The organism is Sphingomonas bacterium (assembly GCF_028289855.1).
Classification (GTDB): Bacteria; Pseudomonadota; Alphaproteobacteria; order Sphingomonadales; family Sphingomonadaceae; genus Sphingomonas.
In genome coordinates this window covers 1-15205 of the sequence record NZ_JAQGKZ010000105.1, presented here as the reverse complement: position 1 = coordinate 15205, position 15205 = coordinate 1, and the positions used below count along the sequence as shown (strand labels likewise).

The following is a 15205-nucleotide window of genomic DNA, read 5'->3' as shown; positions in this document are numbered from 1 at the left end:
GGTAGCCGAAGTTAAGGATAGGATTGCTCAATGGCGTTCAGTTCCGGAGGTGGCTCCGACGATACACCGATGTCGGACATCAACACCACGCCGCTGGTCGACGTGATGTTGGTGATGCTCATCATCTTCCTCATCGCCGTTCCCGTGGTGGTTCAGAACATCAAGCTGAAGCTGCCCGATGTGAAGTACGACCCGACGACGACCAAGCCCGAAAACGTCTCGCTGTCGATCACCAAGGACGACAAGGGCCAATGCGCGGTTTATTGGGGCATGACCCGGATGGGTCACCAGGAACTGCACGACAAAGCCAAGAAGAAGATGGACGCGGACATCGAACGGCTGAAGGCAGCCGGTCCGATCGACCCGGAAAAGATTCCGGAGGTCCATATTCGTGGCGACGTCGATGTGCCGTACAAATGTGTCGGCGGCGCGATCTACACGATGCAGAGCGCAGGGTTCATCAAGGTCGGCTTCATCTCGCAGCCGCCGCCCAAATCCTGACCGCCAGCGATATTACGGAGTTTTGAATCATGGCAATGAGTGGCGGCAAGGACGATGGCTCGCCGATGATGGACTTGAACATGACGCCGATGATCGACGTCCTGTTGGTGCTCCTCATCCTGTTCATCATGACGATCCCGGCCCAGACGCATGCGGTGAAGGTCGACCTGCCGGTCAATTCCAATCAGCCGCAACCGGCGGTCGAGCCGCAGAAGAACAAGATCATCATCTATGCCGATGACCGGATGACGTGGAAAGGCACGGAGATCACGAGCGATGAGCAATTGGCGCAGTTTCTCGAGGCGACCAAAGCAATCGTCCCCGAGCCCGAACTGCACTTCCAGCCGTCGCCCGATGCGCGGTATGGCAAGATCGACGACGTGCTCGCGGTGATCAAGCGCTCGGGCATCACCAAGCTCGGCTTCATCGGCAACGAATATTACGCGAACGAATTCTGACGCTGTCGTTCAGCACCGGGTTGGCAAAAGGGCGGTCGCGCGAGCGGCCGCCCTTTTCGTTTGGCGATGAGGTGTGGCTGGTGATCCATCGCGCCGCGGCAAAGCCGCGTCGTCAGGCCTCGTAGGTGCGAGGCTGGCCGTGGTCGGGCCCGCGACGCGGATTAGCGACCGCTAATCCGCTGACCCGACCTCAGAGTTTCGGCAGCGTCACTCCGCGCTGGCCCATATATTTACCGGCGCGATCGGCATAACTCGTCTCGCACGGCTCGTTGCCCTGGAGGAACAGGAACTGGCACGCCCCCTCATTTGCGTAGATCTTGGCCGGTAGCGGCGTCGTGTTCGAAAATTCGAGCGTGACGTGCCCCTCCCATTCGGGCTCCAGCGGGGTCACATTGACGATGATCCCGCAACGCGCATAGGTCGATTTGCCGAGACAGATCACCAGCACGTCGCGCGGTACGCGGAAATATTCGACCGTCCGCGCCAGCGCAAAGCTGTTGGGCGGGATGATGCAGCAATCGGTCTTGCGATCGACGAAGCTGTTGTCGGAGAAATTCTTGGGATCGACCACCGCGCTGTCGATATTGGTGAAGATCTTGAACTCGTCGGCGACGCGCGCGTCATAGCCGTAGGAGGACAGGCCGTAGGAAATGCACCCTTCGCGGCGCTGCGCCTCGACGAACGGCTCGATCATGCCGTGTTCGGTAGCCTGCTCACGGATCCAGCGGTCGGACAGGATGGACATTCGGCAATCGCTCCCTTTTGCCAACGATGTCGCGTGGGCACGCCGCGGGCAAGGCGACGGCCTACGAAAAGTTGTGGACGGTGCGGGTCAGGCCAGACCGAGGCTCGCCGGGCCGAACGCGTGTGGCAGCAGGTCGGACAATCGATACTCCTCGACCGGGCCGCCGGTTAGCCCCGAGCAATAAATCGCGAGATCGCGTTTACCGACCTGCGCGGCTTCGTTGAGCACCTGGCGGCAGCGGCCACAGGGCAGCACCGGCTCGATGCCGTCCTTCCCCGTCATCCCGCCGACGATGCCGACCGCGACGATCTCCCTCAGTCGTCCGGCTGCGCTGGCGGTGGCGGTCGCGACGGTTTCCGCGCAAAGCGTGAGGCCGTAACTGGCATTCTCGAAATTGGCGCCGCCGATCACGTCGCCATCGCTCATCAGCAACGCCGCGCCGACCGAGAAACCCGAATAGGGCGCATAGGCGTTGGCCGCCGCCGTGCGCGCCGCTGCGATCAGTCGTTCCGCATCGCTCATTTCGCCACCACGTCCCAGTTTACCGGCCCGTTTATGCCGTCGATCCGACGCATATCGCTCGCGCGCCACATCCGCCATGGCCGCTCGGCATAATCGGGGGACAAGAAATTCCCCGCGCTCCATATCGGGCGGTCGATCGCTTCCGTGACGCGATACTGCGCCTCGAACGCGCGCGACGCGAGCAGGATCACCGGACGGTCGGTATGCGCCTCGACCATCGTGACAAAGCGGCGGATTTCGCCCAGCACGGCATCGCGCATGGGCCGCGCATCGCAACCGGCCGCGAAATCCATCGATAGCGCCGGCGGTAGCGAATCGTCCGTCTTGGGCACCACGGTATTGAAATTGTTCGCCTGATCGGCGGCGGGTTGGCAAAGCGACCAGACATGAACCGCGCCACGCCTGACATCGGCCGCGGCGGCGGCGCGCCAATTCTCCTCGAACCGTTCGTCGCGCGTGCCCCCGTCGGTGGCGGCGATGTAGCCGAAGCTGGCGCCAGCCGCCTTGGCCGCGTTCCAGTCGATGGCGCCGTTCGCCGCGGACACGTCGATTCCCTGGACGTCGTATATGTCGGTCGATGGCCGCCAGCTCAGCGCAAACAGATAGAGCGCGCCAGCGAACAGCGCCGCGATGACGCTCAGCCCGCCCCACAGCAAAACCCGCCGCGACATCGTCAGCCCCGGATGTGCAGCACGCAGATCAGCGTGAACAGCCGCCGCGCGGTGTTGAAATCGACCTCTATCTTGCCCCCCAGCCGCTCCTTGAGGAGCTCGGCGGCATCGTTGTGGACACCGCGCCGCGCCATGTCCACCGTCTCGATCTGTGCCGGGCTCGCGTTGCGGATTGCGTCGTAATACGAATCGCAGATCGCGAAATAGTCCTTGATCGGCCGCCTGAGCGTGCCGAGCGACAGGATCAATGTTTCCAGCTGCGAGCCGTCCTCGCGCGCGACGTCGAGCACCAACCGGCCTTCCTCGACCGCCACGTTGAGTAGATAGGGGCCGGCATAATCGTCAGGATATTGGCGCTCGGGCCGGAAACTATTGTCTTCCAGCAAGTCGAAGATCGCGATGCGGCGTTCCTGCTCGACATCGGCGTTGCGCCACATGATCGTCCGCTCGTCGAGCTTGATCTCCTTGATGCGATGATCGGCCACGCTTCGCGCTTATCGGTCCACGGCTTTATGCACAACGCCGGTCGCAACCATGGTTGAGCCAAACCGACGAGCGCGTAGAAGGACTGGCATGGCGACCGCGATTCATTCTCTCACAACGACCGAACCCCCGACGTTGCCGCAGAATGTCGAGGCGGAAGCCGCGCTTCTCGGCGCGATGATGATCGACAACCGCATCGCCGATGAGACCGACCGGCTGACCGCGGATCATTTCTTCGAGCCGCTGCATGGGCGGATCTTCGCCGCGATCAAAGGCTTACGCGAGCGGGACATGAATGCGACACCCGTGACGCTACGGCCGATGTTCGAGGCCGATCCGGCGATGAAAGAGCTTGGCGGCCCTGGCTATCTAGCGCGGTTGACCGGATCGGGCGCGGGCATGATCGGGGCGCGGCAGTTCGCGCAGCAAATTTACGATTTGGCGATGCTGCGAACGCTTATCGAAGTCGGGCGCGGCTTGGTCGACAAGGCGATGGACACGTCGAAAGAAGTCAATCCGCGCGGTCAGATCGAGGCGGCGGAAGAGGAGTTGTTCAAAGTCGCCGCCGATGGCGGTAGCGAGGCGGCGGTCAAGACATTCGGAAAGGCGGCAACACAAGCGGTGGCGATGGCAGATCGCGCCCTAAATTCTGGCGGTAAGGTGTCCGGAATTACTACCGGGCTAACGTCCATGAACGCTGTTATGGGTGGACTGCAAAAATCAGACCTAATTATTCTTGCCGGTCGACCAGGTATGGGGAAAACCGCGCTTGCAACAAATATTGCATTTAATGCTGCCCAGCGTTGGATGCGGGACGTTGAGGATGAGATCGCTGTCCAACGGCGTATCGGTGCGAAGGTCGGGTTTTTTAGTTTAGAAATGTCCGCCGACCAGTTGGCGACGCGCATCTTAGCTGAACAGGCTGGGCTGAGTTCGCATAGGCTCCGCTTGGGAGACATCAAACAACACGAGATGGATAAGCTTGTAGCTGCTTCGGGGGAGCTTCAGGATTTGCCTCTTCTTATAGACGATACAGCTGGCCTGACGATCGGACAGCTCCATACCCGCGTACGAAGAATGCAACGTCGGATGAATGGCGAGCTCGGATTGATTGTTGTGGATTACCTGCAGCTTTTGCAGGGTAGTGGTCGAAGTTCAAACGATAATCGAGTGCAAGAAATCTCCGAAATCAGCCGTGGGCTGAAGACACTTGCGAAAGACTTGAATGTGCCAGTGTTAGCACTGTCGCAGCTTAGTCGCGCTGTCGAGCAGCGAGAGGATAAGCGTCCGGTTCTATCCGACCTACGCGAATCGGGATCGATCGAGCAAGACGCCGACGTTGTGCTCTTTGTTTATCGCGAGGATTATTATCTTGCGATGAGCGAGCCTGAGCACCCGACGCCGACGAGCGCCGCGGACGTCCACACCAAACACGCGGTTTGGTCGGAAAAGTTCGCAGAGCACCAAGGTTTGGCAGAGCTAATTATCGCTAAACAACGCCATGGCTCTACGGGAAAGGTCAAGCTTCGCTTTGAGGCCGAAATAACGAAATTCAGTAATTATGAGCTCGACAGGAATTATTTAGCCGCGCCCTAAAACACTGGCTCTTCGCCCGGTTTTTCTGGCACGTGTATCCCGCATTCGGTCTTTTCCCACCCGCGCCAGCGGCCCGCCCGGGGATCTTCGCCCGGTTGGATCTTCGACGTGCATGGTTGGCAGCCGACCGATGCGTAGCCATCGGCTTCGAGCGGATGGCGCGGCAGATCGTGTTCGGCGAAATACGCGTCCAGATCGGCTTTCACCCGGTCGCCGAGCGGATTGACCTTCAGCCGACCGTCCTCGACTTCGAACCGCGCGATGTTCTGGCGAGTCTGCGACTGGAACGCCTTGCGACCCGAAATCCAGCTGTCGAGCCCGGCCTTGGCGCGGCGAAGTGGTTCGACCTTGCGGATGTCGCAGCAGCCGTCGGGATCAAAGGACCAGCGCAACCGCTCCGCATCCCTGGCCGCCAGCACGAGCGGATCGGGAGTGATCGTGCGGCTGTCGCGCAGCCCCAACGCCGCGACCAGCGTGTCGCGATAGGCGAGCGTTTCGGGGAACATCCGCAGCGTATCGACGAAGATCACCGGCGTCGCCGGATCGGCGCGCGCGACGAGATGGAGCAGCACCGCGCTTTCGGTACCGAACGACGACACCACCGCGGTGTTGCCAAGCGTGCCGTCGGCGAACAGCGCGCGCAGCATCGTCAGCGTATCGACGCCCGCGAACCGCGTGTTGAGGCGGTCGGCATCTGCCTGCGTGAAGGCCGGCGCGGTGTCGATCAGGTCGATCTTGCGCAAGGGGTTAGCCATGCCGCAGCTTCCACACCGGGACGGCGGCATCGGCGGCCGACTGATAGTGGTATTCGTAGCGCGCCAGCGACGCCTCCAGCACCGCCGGATCGATCGGCGCTTCGGGCGCGAAGCTGTCGAAGCCGCAGCGCCGCATGAACGGCACCTGGTCGATCAGCACGTCGCCGGCCGCGCGCAACTCGCCCGCATACCCCGCCTCGCGCAACACCCGCGCCGACGAATAGCCGCGACCGTCGCGGAAGGCCGGGAACGACACTTCGATCAGCGCGAGTTGGCCGAGATGCGGGATCAGCGCGCGCGCATCGTCGCCCGCCTCCAGCCGCACCGACGTCGCATTGGTCTGGCCGTCGAGGAATGCGTCGAGCGTCACCGCGGGTTCGTCCTGCTCAGCCATAGATCGCTTCCTTGAACGGCTCGAACCCGATGCGGCGATACGTGTCGAGGAAGCGCTCGCCGTCGGCGCGCACCGCGAGATATTTGTCGGTGACGCGCTCGATCGCGTCGACCACGCCGTCCTCGTCGAATCCCGGACCGGTGATCTTACCGAGGCTGACGTCCTCCGCGCCCGATCCGCCGAGCAGGAGCTGGTAATTCTCGGTGCCTTTCCTGTCGACGCCGAGGATTCCGATATGGCCAGCGTGGTGATGCCCACATGCGTTGATACAGCCAGAAATCTTGAGCTTGAGTTCGCCCAGTTCGCGCTGGCGCCCGAGATCCGCGAACCGCGTCGCGATCTTCTGCGCGACGGGGATCGATCGCGCGTTGGCGAGGCTGCAATAATCGAGCCCGGGGCAAGCGATGATATCGCTGATCAAGTCGAGATTGGCCTCGGCGAGTTCCGCGTCAGTGAGCGCCTGCCACACCGCATACAGGTCGGCGGTACGGACATGCGGCAGGACGATGTTCTGCGCGTGGGTGACGCGCAATTCGTCGAAGCTGTAGCGTTCGGCAAGGTCGGCCATGACGTCGATCTGATCGGCACTCGCGTCGCCGGGGATGCCGCCGATGGGCTTGAGGCTGATGTTGACGATCGCGTAGCCGGATTGCTTGTGTGGCTTGACGTTCTGGTCGACCCAGACCGCGAAATCAGGGTCGCTGCGGTCGATGTGGGTGGCCGCGCCGGTTTCGAACGCGGGCTCGCCGAAGAACGCGGTGATGCGCGCCAGTTCTGCCGCGGGCGGGTCGATACCGAGCGCTTTCACCGCGATGAACTCTTCCTCGACCTGACGGGCATATTCGGTAGCGCCGATCTCATGGATCAGGATCTTGATCCGCGCCTTGTAGATATTGTCGCGCCGGCCGTGGCGATTGTACACGCGCAAGCAGGCTTCGAGATAGCTCATCAGGTCGTCGGCTGTGATGAAGTCCTTGATTTCGGGCGCGATCATCGGCGTGCGGCCCATGCCGCCGCCGACGAAAATCTTGGCGCCGAGCACACCGTCGCACTCGATCAATTGGATGCCGATATCGTGCAGCCGCATCGCCGCGCGGTCCTCGTTGGCGGCGATCACCGCGATCTTGAACTTGCGCGGCAGGAAGCTGAATTCGGGGTGGAAGGTGCTCCATTGGCGGATCAGTTCGGCCCAGGGGCGGGGGTCGGCGACCTCATCCGCAGCGGCGCCGGCGAACTGGTCGGATGAAATATTGCGGATGCAATTGCCGCTCGTCTGGATCGCGTGCATTTCTACGGTCGCTAGGTCGGCGAGGATGTCGGGGCATTCCTCCAGCTTGATCCAATTGTACTGGATGTTCTGCCGCGTGGTGAAATGGCCGTAGCCGCGGTCGTATTTGCGCGCGATGTGGCCGAGCATCCGCATCTGGCGGCTGTCGAGCGTGCCGTACGGCACCGCGACACGCAGCATATAGGCGTGCAGCTGTAGATACAGCCCGTTCATCAGGCGCAGCGGCTTGAACTGATCCTCGGTAATCTGCCCGGCCAGGCGGCGCCGCACCTGGTCGCGGAATTCGTCGACGCGGGCATCGACGATCGCCTGGTCGTATCGGTCGTAGCGGTACATCAAATGGACTCCGTTCGCCCTGAGCTTGTCGAAGGGCGTGTACCGGGCATGTGCTTCGACAGCCCCGGATCCAGTCCGGGGATGAACGGGGAAGAAAACGCGCTCATATTACCCAGCTCCCCGCCGCCGGATCGCTCGGCTTGAGCGTCAGGTCGGGCCGCACCGTCGGGCCTAGCGCGCGGACGCGGTCCTTGATGTGCGCGGGGCGCGGGCCGTCGGGCGTTTCGGTCGCGTCGATGATATACGATCCGTTGACCCGGCGCGCGCCTTCCTCGGCCTGGAGGATCGCATCGCCGCCATCGCCGACATCGACCGCATCCTGGACATGGCGCGACCAGCCCTGGCCGGTCCACCAGATGACGTCGCCGGTGGCCAAGTCGTTGCCGGTCGCGAGCTTCACGCTGCAGCACTTTCGGCAACCCGCGCCCAGCGCGCGAGCTTGTCCTCGGCGTCGGACAGATCGACCACTTCGCCGACGACGATGATCGCCGGGCTCTGCACCTTCTCGCGCTCGACCATCGGGCCGAGATCGGCGAGCAACGTCTTGATCGCGCGATGCCCTTCGAGCGTGCCGCGCTCGAGCACGGCGACGGGCATGTCGGGCGCGACGCCATCCGCCATCAATTTGTCGGCAATGTCAGGGCACGTCGCGACGCCCATATAGATGACGAGCGTGCGGCCCTTGCCGGCGAGCCCCGACCAATCCTGATCGGCCAGCCCTTTGCACTGGCCCGCGACGAAGCTGACCGCCGACGAGTGGTCGCGATGCGTCAGCGGTAGCATTGCCTCCGCCGCACAGCCGAGCGCAGCCGACACGCCGGGGATAACTTCGACCGGCAATCCCGCCGAACGCACCGCCTCGACCTCTTCACCGCCGCGCCCGAAGATGAACGGATCGCCGCCCTTCAGCCGAACGACAATCGATCCGGCGCGAACGTGCGCGACGATCAGGGCGTTGATCGCCTCCTGTGGCAGCGTGTGCTTGGCGCGCTGCTTGGCGACCGAGATGCGGTGAGCGTCGGGCGGCGCGATGTCGAGCACACGCGGATCGATCAGCCCGTCATGGACGACGACGTCGGCGCATTTCAGCGCATCCACCGCGCGAACTGTGAGCAGGCCGGGGTCGCCGGGACCGGCGCCGACCAGGATGACGCGCCCGCGCGCCTGGGGGTCGAGAAGCGTTGCCATGATGCGACGCGAAATGGTCGCGACGGGCCGGTCGGGCAACGCATGGATGGTTGGGGCGGGCGTAGCGGAGCTTTTGCCACGCCCGCCCCAAGGAGGATCAGTCGAACAAATCCTCCAGGAACGACCGCTTGCGCTTGGGCCGGTGGCGATCGTCAAGGCTGGGCCGGTCGCCGTAGGATGGGCGCCGTTCCTCATACGCCATCTCACGCGATGGTGGCGCGGGCGCCGCGCTGCGCTCGATGATCTTGTCGAGCTCGCCGCGATCGAGCCATATGCCGCGGCACGTGGGGCAATGATCGATCTCGATCCCTTGGCGCTCCATCGGCACCAGGGTCGCGCCGTCGACCGGACAGGTGAAATTGCTCATCGTCATTCCTCCCGCTGGCCCATCAGGCCGAGCAGCAACTGGAACATGTTGATCAGGTTCAGATAGAGCGACAGCGCGCCCATGATCGCCATCTTGTCGAGCGCCTGATGTCCGCGATACTGAACGAACTCGCTCTTCAACCGCTGCGTGTCCCACGCGGTCAGGCCCGCGAACACCACGACGCCGACGATCGAGACGAGCATCTGAAGCATCGACGATCCGATGAACAGATTGACCAAGCTGACCCCGACCACCGCGATCAGCCCGACCATCAGGAACGATCCGAGGCCCGTCAGGTCACGCTCGGTGGTGTAGCCCCACAAGCTGAGGCCGGCGAACATCGCGGCGGCGGTGAAGAAGGCGCTGGCGATGCTGGTGCCGGTGAAGACGAGGAAGATGCTCGCCATCGATACGCCCATCACCGCGGCGAACGCAAAAAAGGCGGCGCGCGCTCCGGCGGTGGTCATCCGGTCGATCCGGAAACTGAAGAACATTACGAAGGCGAGCGGCGCAAAGATCGCCACCCATTTGAGCGGGGTGCCGAAGATCAACGCGCTGAGCGGCGGCGTTGCTGCCACCGCCAGGGCAACCAGCCCGGTCAGCGCGAGGCCGAGACCCATGTTGCGATAGATGCCCAGCATATAGCCGCGCAGATCTGTGTCGAACGCCGCGCTCGACTGCGCCAAGCGCGAGAAGGGGGTGTATGTGTCCATGTCTCTGGCTCCTGGTCAGATTGCCGCTACCGCGCGGCGGCGCAGCGCAATCCGCGCGACGCGCCGCATCTCGGCGGCGTCGGGGACATGCCGGAACAAGCGATCCTTGATCGCCAAGCGGCGCTTCTTGAGGTCGCGGATGCGCAACGCATCGGGCGCCATGCGCGCCAGTTCGCGGCGAATCTCCCGGTTGATAAGCTGGTGAGCGGCAATCAGCCGCTCGATCAAATTGGTCATACAAGCCACTCCATCGATATTGAATCGATCGAAGTCCGCTCGGTTGAGAGTTGGGGCGCCGGATAAAGGGCAACCGAACCTGCACCGAGTTTACCTCGATGCGGTCCGACATCACGAAGGCTTTTCAGCCGTCGCCAGAGGGGCCCGGTCCCGCACGCTATAAACTAGGGAAATCGCGGAAAGTTGCAAGGGGTGGGCGGCGCGCGCCTATTCCGGCTCGTACTCGCGCAACCCGACGCCGATGCTCGCCCGCGCGGAGTCGGCCTCGTTCGACACGACTGGATAGGCGCAATAATCGGCGGCGTAATAGGCGCTGGGCCGATGGTTACCCGACCAGCCGATGCCGCCGAACGGCGCGCCCGAACTGGCGCCGTTGGTCGGCTTGTTCCAGTTGACGATCCCGGCGCGGGCGTTGGCCCAGAAGCGGTTGTAGAGGTCGGGCGTCTGGCTGATCAGGCTCGCCGACAGGCCGTAGCGGGTGTTGTTCGCCTCGGCGATCGCCTCGTCGAAATCGAGCGCGCGGACGACTTGCAGGATCGGGCCGAACAATTCGATGTCGGGCCGGTCGTTCAAACCGGTCACGTCGAGAATGCCGGGCAGCAGGAAGGGGAGATTGTCGTTGGTCCGCTCGAGGTGGCGGATCGGCTTGCCACCACGCATCATCAGTTCGAGGAAGCTTTCGGTCAGTAGATCGGCAGTCTGGTTGTCGATCACCGGGCCCATGAACGGCGCCGGATTGTCGTGCGGCCCCCCCACAATCAGCCGGTCGACGATCTTGCCGATTTCGGTCATCAGCGGCTCGTACAGCGCCTCGTCGACGATCAGCCGCCGCGCTGCCGTGCAGCGCTGCCCCGCACTGGTGAACGCGGATTGAACCACCAGCACCGCGGCGGCGTAGAGGTCGGGCGTGTCCCACACGATGATCGGGTTGTTGCCGCCCATCTCTAGCGCGAGGATTTTTTCCGGGCGGCTCGCGAATTGGCGGTTGAGCGCGAGGCCCGTGTGCGCCGACCCGGTGAACAGCAGCCCGTCGATATCGTCATGCGCGGCAAGTGCCTTGCCCTCCGCCGGCCCGCCGATCAGCACGCGCGCGCAGCCCTCCGGCACGCCAGCCTCGCGCAGGCACTGGATCAGGAACGCGCCCGACGCGGGAGTCTTTTCGGACGGTTTGAACACCACGGCGTTGCCCGCGAGCAAAGCCGGGATGATGTGGCCGTTGGGTAAGTGCGCCGGGAAATTATACGGTCCAAGCACCGCGAGCACGCCGTGCGGCTTATGCCGCAGCGCCATGCGGCTGCCCGCGTCGCCTTCCATCCGGCGCTGGCCGGTGCGCTCCGAATAGGCAGCGACAGAAATGTCGACCTTGGCGATGACCGACGCGACTTCAGTCTTGGCTTCCCATAACGGCTTGCCGGTTTCGCGCGCGATCAGGTCGGCGAAGGCGTCGGCGTGCTTGCGGACGACGTTGGCGTAGCGGCGCAGCGTTTCGATGCGGAAAGTAACCGGTTTGGCCGCCCATTCGGCCCAACTCGCGCGCGCGGCCGCGACTTCGGCATCGACGTCGCCGATGCTGCCGCGCCATAATTCGGCGCCGGTCGCGGGTTCGTGGGAGATCAGGTCGCCGGGCATTCGCCGATGTCCTAGCCGGTCGGCGCGGCGTTCGCCAGCGCCTCCCCTCCGCCATCTTTCCCACGACGCTGCGCGTCGCCGGAACCTTGGATGGCTCCGCCCATCGCGCGGATCGCGGCGATCTTGGCATGGAACGGCGCCCAATCGTCGCGCTCGTCGATGGCAGACCAGATGCTTTCGACCTCGTCGATCAGCATCGAGCAGGGCTCGCCAGACCAATAGGGGTGCGACCGGTCGGCGCGGGGCGCGTAGGCCACGAGTGCGGCGCGAGCCTCGGCCCAAGGCTCGCCATAGCTATCGGGGAGCGTGCCGCCGAACGCATCGAAGAAGAATTGGTCGATCGACGTTTCGGTACCGCGCAATACCGGCTCGATTGTCTGCACGACTTGGCGGTCGCTGTGGGGATCGCGCGGGGTCAGGCCGAGTCGCCACAGGATCGCGTCGCTGACCGCGCGCTGGTAATGCTCGCCGAACGTATCGAGCACTTCGATCAGCGGCTCCGCCTCGCTGATCGGGCGTAGCGATACCGCGAGCTGCATCGCGTCCCAGTGGATCGCCTCAGGCTGGCGGCCGAACGCGTAGAGCCCCGCATGGTCGAAATAGGCGGCGGTGAACGCCGGGTCCCAGGTCGGGTTGAACCGCCACGGCCCGTAATCGAAGCTTTCGCCGGTGACGTTGATATTGTCCGAGTTGAGCACGCCGTGGACGAAGCCGGCGGCCATGTAGCTGGCGGCGAGGCGGGCGGTGCGCTGCACGACGAGGTCGAGCAAGCGAACGGCCGCGTCATCGCCCGGCTCCTCATCATTAAGGTGCCGCAGGACGTAGGCGGTCAAAGCCCTGAGGTTCTCCTCCTCGCGGAAATAAGCGAGCCGCTGGAACATGCCTATGCGGATATGGCTATGGCTCAGCCGTACCAGCACCGCGCCGCGCGTCGGGGAGGGCTCGTCGTTGCGTTCCAGTTCCTCGCCGGTTTCGATCAGCGAGAAGCTGCGTGAGGTTTGCACGCCAAGCGCCTCGAGCATTTCGGTCGCCAGCACCTCACGCACGCCGCCCTTGAGCGTCAGCCGCCCGTCGCCGAACCGGCTGTAGGGTGTCTGTCCCGACCCTTTGGTGCCGAGGTCCATCAATCGATTCGATGCGTCGCGCATCTGCGCGAACAGGAACCCGCGCCCGTCGCCGATCTCCGGGTTGTACACGCGGAACTGATGCCCGTGATAGCGCAGCGCGAGTGGTCGCTGCAGCGAACCGGACAACGGAGTGAACCGTCCGAAATGCGCTAGCCATTCGTCGTCGCTCAGCGAATCCAGCCCGACCTCGGCCGCCGCGCGGTCGTTGCGGAAGCGCAGGAGCGCTTGCGGGAAATCGGCCGCGGCGACCGGGTCGTAGAACGCGTCGCCCAGTTCCAGAATGGCGGTTTCGGGGCGATAAGCTTGCGGGCGGGCGGGCATGCGGCAATATGGCGGTGTCGCCCCAAAGGACGCAACCATGCCGGCTTATGAAAATCGTTACTGGGAGTCCGACGACGAGGTGCGGCTGCACTATCGCGACTATCCCGGCCGCGACGACCGCCCGCCGATCCTGTGCCTGGCTGGGCTGACCCGCAACGCGCGCGATTTCGAGGAGGTCGCCGAACGGCTGGCGGGCGAGTGGCGCGTCATCGCGGTCAATTTCCGCGGGCGCGGGGGGAGCGGGTACGCCAAGGACCCGATGACCTATTTGCCGACGACCTACGCGAAGGACGTCGAGGGATTGCTCGGCGAACTCGGCTGCGACCGCTACGTCGCGTTCGGCACCTCGCTCGGCGGGATCGTGACGATGCTGCTCGCAGCCGCGGCGCCCGAAAAGGTCGTGGGCGTGCTGCTCAACGACGTCGGGCCGGAGATCGAGGCGGCGGGGCTGGGGCGGATCCGTTCCTATGTCGGCAAGTCGAACACCTGGCCAACCTGGATGCACGCGGCGCGCGCGGTGCAGGAGGGCAATGCCGACGTCTATCCGCACCATTCGATCGAGGATTGGCTGGCGATGGCCAAGCGGCTGTATCGGCTCAACAGTTCGGGCCGCATCGTGCTCGATTACGACATGAAGATCGCCGAACCGTTCCGCGTGCCCGGCAATGAGGCGGCGCCGGACATGTGGTCGATGTTCGACGCGCTAAAGCATGTCCCGACGCTGCTTGTACGCGGCGGCCGATCGGATGTGCTGGGCGAGGAGACCGCGAAGAAAATGGTCGCGCGGCTCGACCATGCCGAGCTGGTGACGGTGCCCGACGTCGGCCACACCCCATTGCTGACCGAGCGCGAGGCCGCGGCGGCGATCGATCGGTTGCTCGAACGGGTGGCGAGGGAACCGGTGCGGGCCTGAGGCGTCGCGTGACCATGACCTTCGACGCTCTTGTTCTCGACCCGCGCGACATCGATCTGGCGCGGAGCCCGCTCGCCGGGCATCTCGATACCGAAACCTATGTGCTGGGGGCGTTCAACCCCGGGCTGACTCGGCTGCCCAACGGCAATTTGTTGATGATGGTGCGAATCGCCGAAGCGCTGCACCAGCCGATTTTCGACCAGCATATCCACGCGATCCGGTGGGACGATGGCCACTACGTGCTCGACGCCTGGCCGATCGAGATGGTCGACACCGCCGACCCGCGCACGTTCGTCATGCGCAGCGGCGGGTGGAAGGTGATCGCGCTGACCAGCCTGTCCTGGCTGCTCCCGGTCGAACTCGATGCCGAGGGGCGGCGAGTCGAAGCGATCCATTACGACCGCGTGATCGCGCCGCGCGCCCCGTACCAATGCTATGGCGTCGAGGATGCGCGGATCAGCAAGGTCGGCGATCGGTGGCTGATGACCACCTGCTCGGTCAGTCCCGAGCGGCAATGCACCGCACTCTACACATCCGACGATGCGCGTGACTGGCGGCTCGAAGGGATCGTGCTCGACCACCAGAACAAGGACATGCTGATCTTCGAGGGGCTCGTCGGCGATAAATTTTGGGCGCAGACTCGGCCGCTTGGCGACCTGTACTTCGCCTATCCGCCGGGTAGCGAATGGCGCAGCGGGCCCTCGATCAACCTCGCCAGTTCGCCCGATGCCTTGCACTGGAAGCCGTATGACAAGCCCGGCATCCGCCCGCACGCCGCGACCGTGTCCACCGCGCGGATGGGTGGCGGATCGCCACCTGTGCTGACCGAGGATGGCTGGCTGACGCTGTGGCATGGGGTCGAGCCATCCGGCGTGGTCGGGATCTACAGCACCTATTGGTCGATCCTCGACGCGGACGACCCGAGCGTGGTGATCCGCACCAGCCACCAGGCATTGCTGGA

19 protein-coding genes are annotated in these 15205 nt (G+C 64.1%); 5 read left to right on the top strand and 14 right to left on the bottom strand.

The features are described from left to right. Nucleotides 1-30 precede the first annotated feature (30 nt). A complete protein-coding gene (locus tag JWM94_RS12355) occupies nt 31-501 on the top strand; it encodes a biopolymer transporter ExbD (RefSeq protein WP_299427286.1) in 471 nt (156 codons plus the stop codon). 29 nt (nt 502-530) lie between these two features. Then, a complete protein-coding gene (locus tag JWM94_RS12350) occupies nt 531-959 on the top strand; it encodes a biopolymer transporter ExbD (protein WP_299427283.1) in 429 nt (142 codons plus the stop codon). 190 nt (nt 960-1149) lie between these two features. Here JWM94_RS12350 and dcd read toward each other — a convergent pair whose 3' ends face one another. From dcd to JWM94_RS12330, 4 genes are all read right to left on the bottom strand, one after another. Then, nucleotides 1150-1704: a dCTP deaminase gene (gene dcd / locus JWM94_RS12345; protein WP_299427280.1), complete on the bottom strand. Its 555-nt coding sequence runs from the start codon at nt 1702-1704 to the stop codon at nt 1150-1152. An 87-nt stretch (nt 1705-1791) separates the two neighbouring features. After that, nucleotides 1792-2226 carry a cytidine deaminase gene (locus JWM94_RS12340; protein WP_299427277.1) on the bottom strand — a complete coding sequence of 145 codons (435 nt, stop codon included), beginning with the start codon at nt 2224-2226 and terminating at the stop codon, nt 1792-1794. After that, complete coding sequence (locus JWM94_RS12335; RefSeq protein WP_299427274.1) at nt 2223-2897, bottom strand: GH25 family lysozyme; 675 nt, start codon at nt 2895-2897, stop codon at nt 2223-2225. The genes JWM94_RS12340 and JWM94_RS12335 overlap by 4 nt, the downstream gene beginning before the upstream one ends. 2 nt (nt 2898-2899) lie before the next feature. Continuing rightward, nucleotides 2900-3382, bottom strand: a complete 483-nt coding sequence (locus JWM94_RS12330) for a UPF0262 family protein (RefSeq protein WP_299427270.1) — start codon at nt 3380-3382, stop codon at nt 2900-2902. 88 nt (nt 3383-3470) lie between these two features. Between JWM94_RS12330 and JWM94_RS12325 the strand changes: the two genes are divergently transcribed. Next, the gene (locus tag JWM94_RS12325) at nt 3471-4976 is read left to right on the top strand and encodes a replicative DNA helicase (RefSeq protein ID WP_299427267.1); all 1506 of its coding nucleotides are present in this window, start codon (nt 3471-3473) and stop codon (nt 4974-4976) included. On the opposite strand, the gene JWM94_RS12320 is transcribed toward JWM94_RS12325, so the two are convergent. The 10 genes from JWM94_RS12320 to JWM94_RS12275 form a co-directional block, all read right to left on the bottom strand. Next, nucleotides 4973-5731 (bottom strand): phosphoadenylyl-sulfate reductase, encoded by a 759-nt coding sequence (locus JWM94_RS12320; protein WP_299427264.1) that lies wholly within the window; start codon nt 5729-5731, stop codon nt 4973-4975. The genes JWM94_RS12325 and JWM94_RS12320 overlap by 4 nt on opposite strands. Continuing rightward, the gene (locus JWM94_RS12315) at nt 5724-6125 is read right to left on the bottom strand and encodes a DUF934 domain-containing protein (protein WP_299427261.1); all 402 of its coding nucleotides are present in this window, start codon (nt 6123-6125) and stop codon (nt 5724-5726) included. Before JWM94_RS12315 ends, JWM94_RS12320 begins: the two co-directional genes overlap by 8 nt. Beyond that, the gene (locus JWM94_RS12310) at nt 6118-7749 is read right to left on the bottom strand and encodes a nitrite/sulfite reductase (RefSeq protein WP_299427258.1); all 1632 of its coding nucleotides are present in this window, start codon (nt 7747-7749) and stop codon (nt 6118-6120) included. The genes JWM94_RS12315 and JWM94_RS12310 overlap by 8 nt, the downstream gene beginning before the upstream one ends. Nucleotides 7750-7852: 103 nt before the next feature. After that, complete coding sequence (locus JWM94_RS12305; RefSeq protein WP_299427255.1) at nt 7853-8149, bottom strand: DUF2849 domain-containing protein; 297 nt, start codon at nt 8147-8149, stop codon at nt 7853-7855. Further along, nucleotides 8146-8937 carry a uroporphyrinogen-III C-methyltransferase gene (gene cobA / locus JWM94_RS12300; protein WP_299427252.1) on the bottom strand — a complete coding sequence of 264 codons (792 nt, stop codon included), beginning with the start codon at nt 8935-8937 and terminating at the stop codon, nt 8146-8148. The genes JWM94_RS12305 and cobA overlap by 4 nt, the downstream gene beginning before the upstream one ends. 97 nt (nt 8938-9034) lie before the next feature. Beyond that, the gene (locus JWM94_RS12295) at nt 9035-9304 is read right to left on the bottom strand and encodes a zf-TFIIB domain-containing protein (protein ID WP_299427248.1); all 270 of its coding nucleotides are present in this window, start codon (nt 9302-9304) and stop codon (nt 9035-9037) included. Nucleotides 9305-9306: 2 nt separating this feature from the next. After that, nucleotides 9307-10017 carry a Bax inhibitor-1/YccA family protein gene (locus JWM94_RS12290; RefSeq protein WP_299427245.1) on the bottom strand — a complete coding sequence of 237 codons (711 nt, stop codon included), beginning with the start codon at nt 10015-10017 and terminating at the stop codon, nt 9307-9309. Between the two features lie 15 nt (nt 10018-10032). Continuing rightward, nucleotides 10033-10254 (bottom strand): YdcH family protein, encoded by a 222-nt coding sequence (locus JWM94_RS12285; RefSeq protein WP_299427242.1) that lies wholly within the window; start codon nt 10252-10254, stop codon nt 10033-10035. Nucleotides 10255-10461: 207 nt separating this feature from the next. Further along, nucleotides 10462-11883, bottom strand: coding sequence for a succinylglutamate-semialdehyde dehydrogenase (astD, locus tag JWM94_RS12280; RefSeq protein ID WP_299427239.1), 1422 nt, complete (start codon nt 11881-11883; stop codon nt 10462-10464). Nucleotides 11884-11894: 11 nt separating this feature from the next. Further along, the gene (locus tag JWM94_RS12275) at nt 11895-13331 is read right to left on the bottom strand and encodes a protein adenylyltransferase SelO family protein (RefSeq protein ID WP_299427236.1); all 1437 of its coding nucleotides are present in this window, start codon (nt 13329-13331) and stop codon (nt 11895-11897) included. Nucleotides 13332-13368: 37 nt separating this feature from the next. On the opposite strand from JWM94_RS12275, the gene JWM94_RS12270 reads away from it, so the two are divergent. Together JWM94_RS12270 and JWM94_RS12265 are read left to right on the top strand one after the other, a co-directional pair. Beyond that, entirely contained in the window at nt 13369-14244 is an 876-nt protein-coding gene (locus JWM94_RS12270; protein WP_299427233.1) for an alpha/beta hydrolase, read from the top strand. Nucleotides 14245-14252: 8 nt separating this feature from the next. Then, nucleotides 14253-15205, top strand: a 953-nt coding sequence (locus JWM94_RS12265) for a glycosidase (protein WP_299427230.1), incomplete at its 3' end; no start/stop codon positions are given.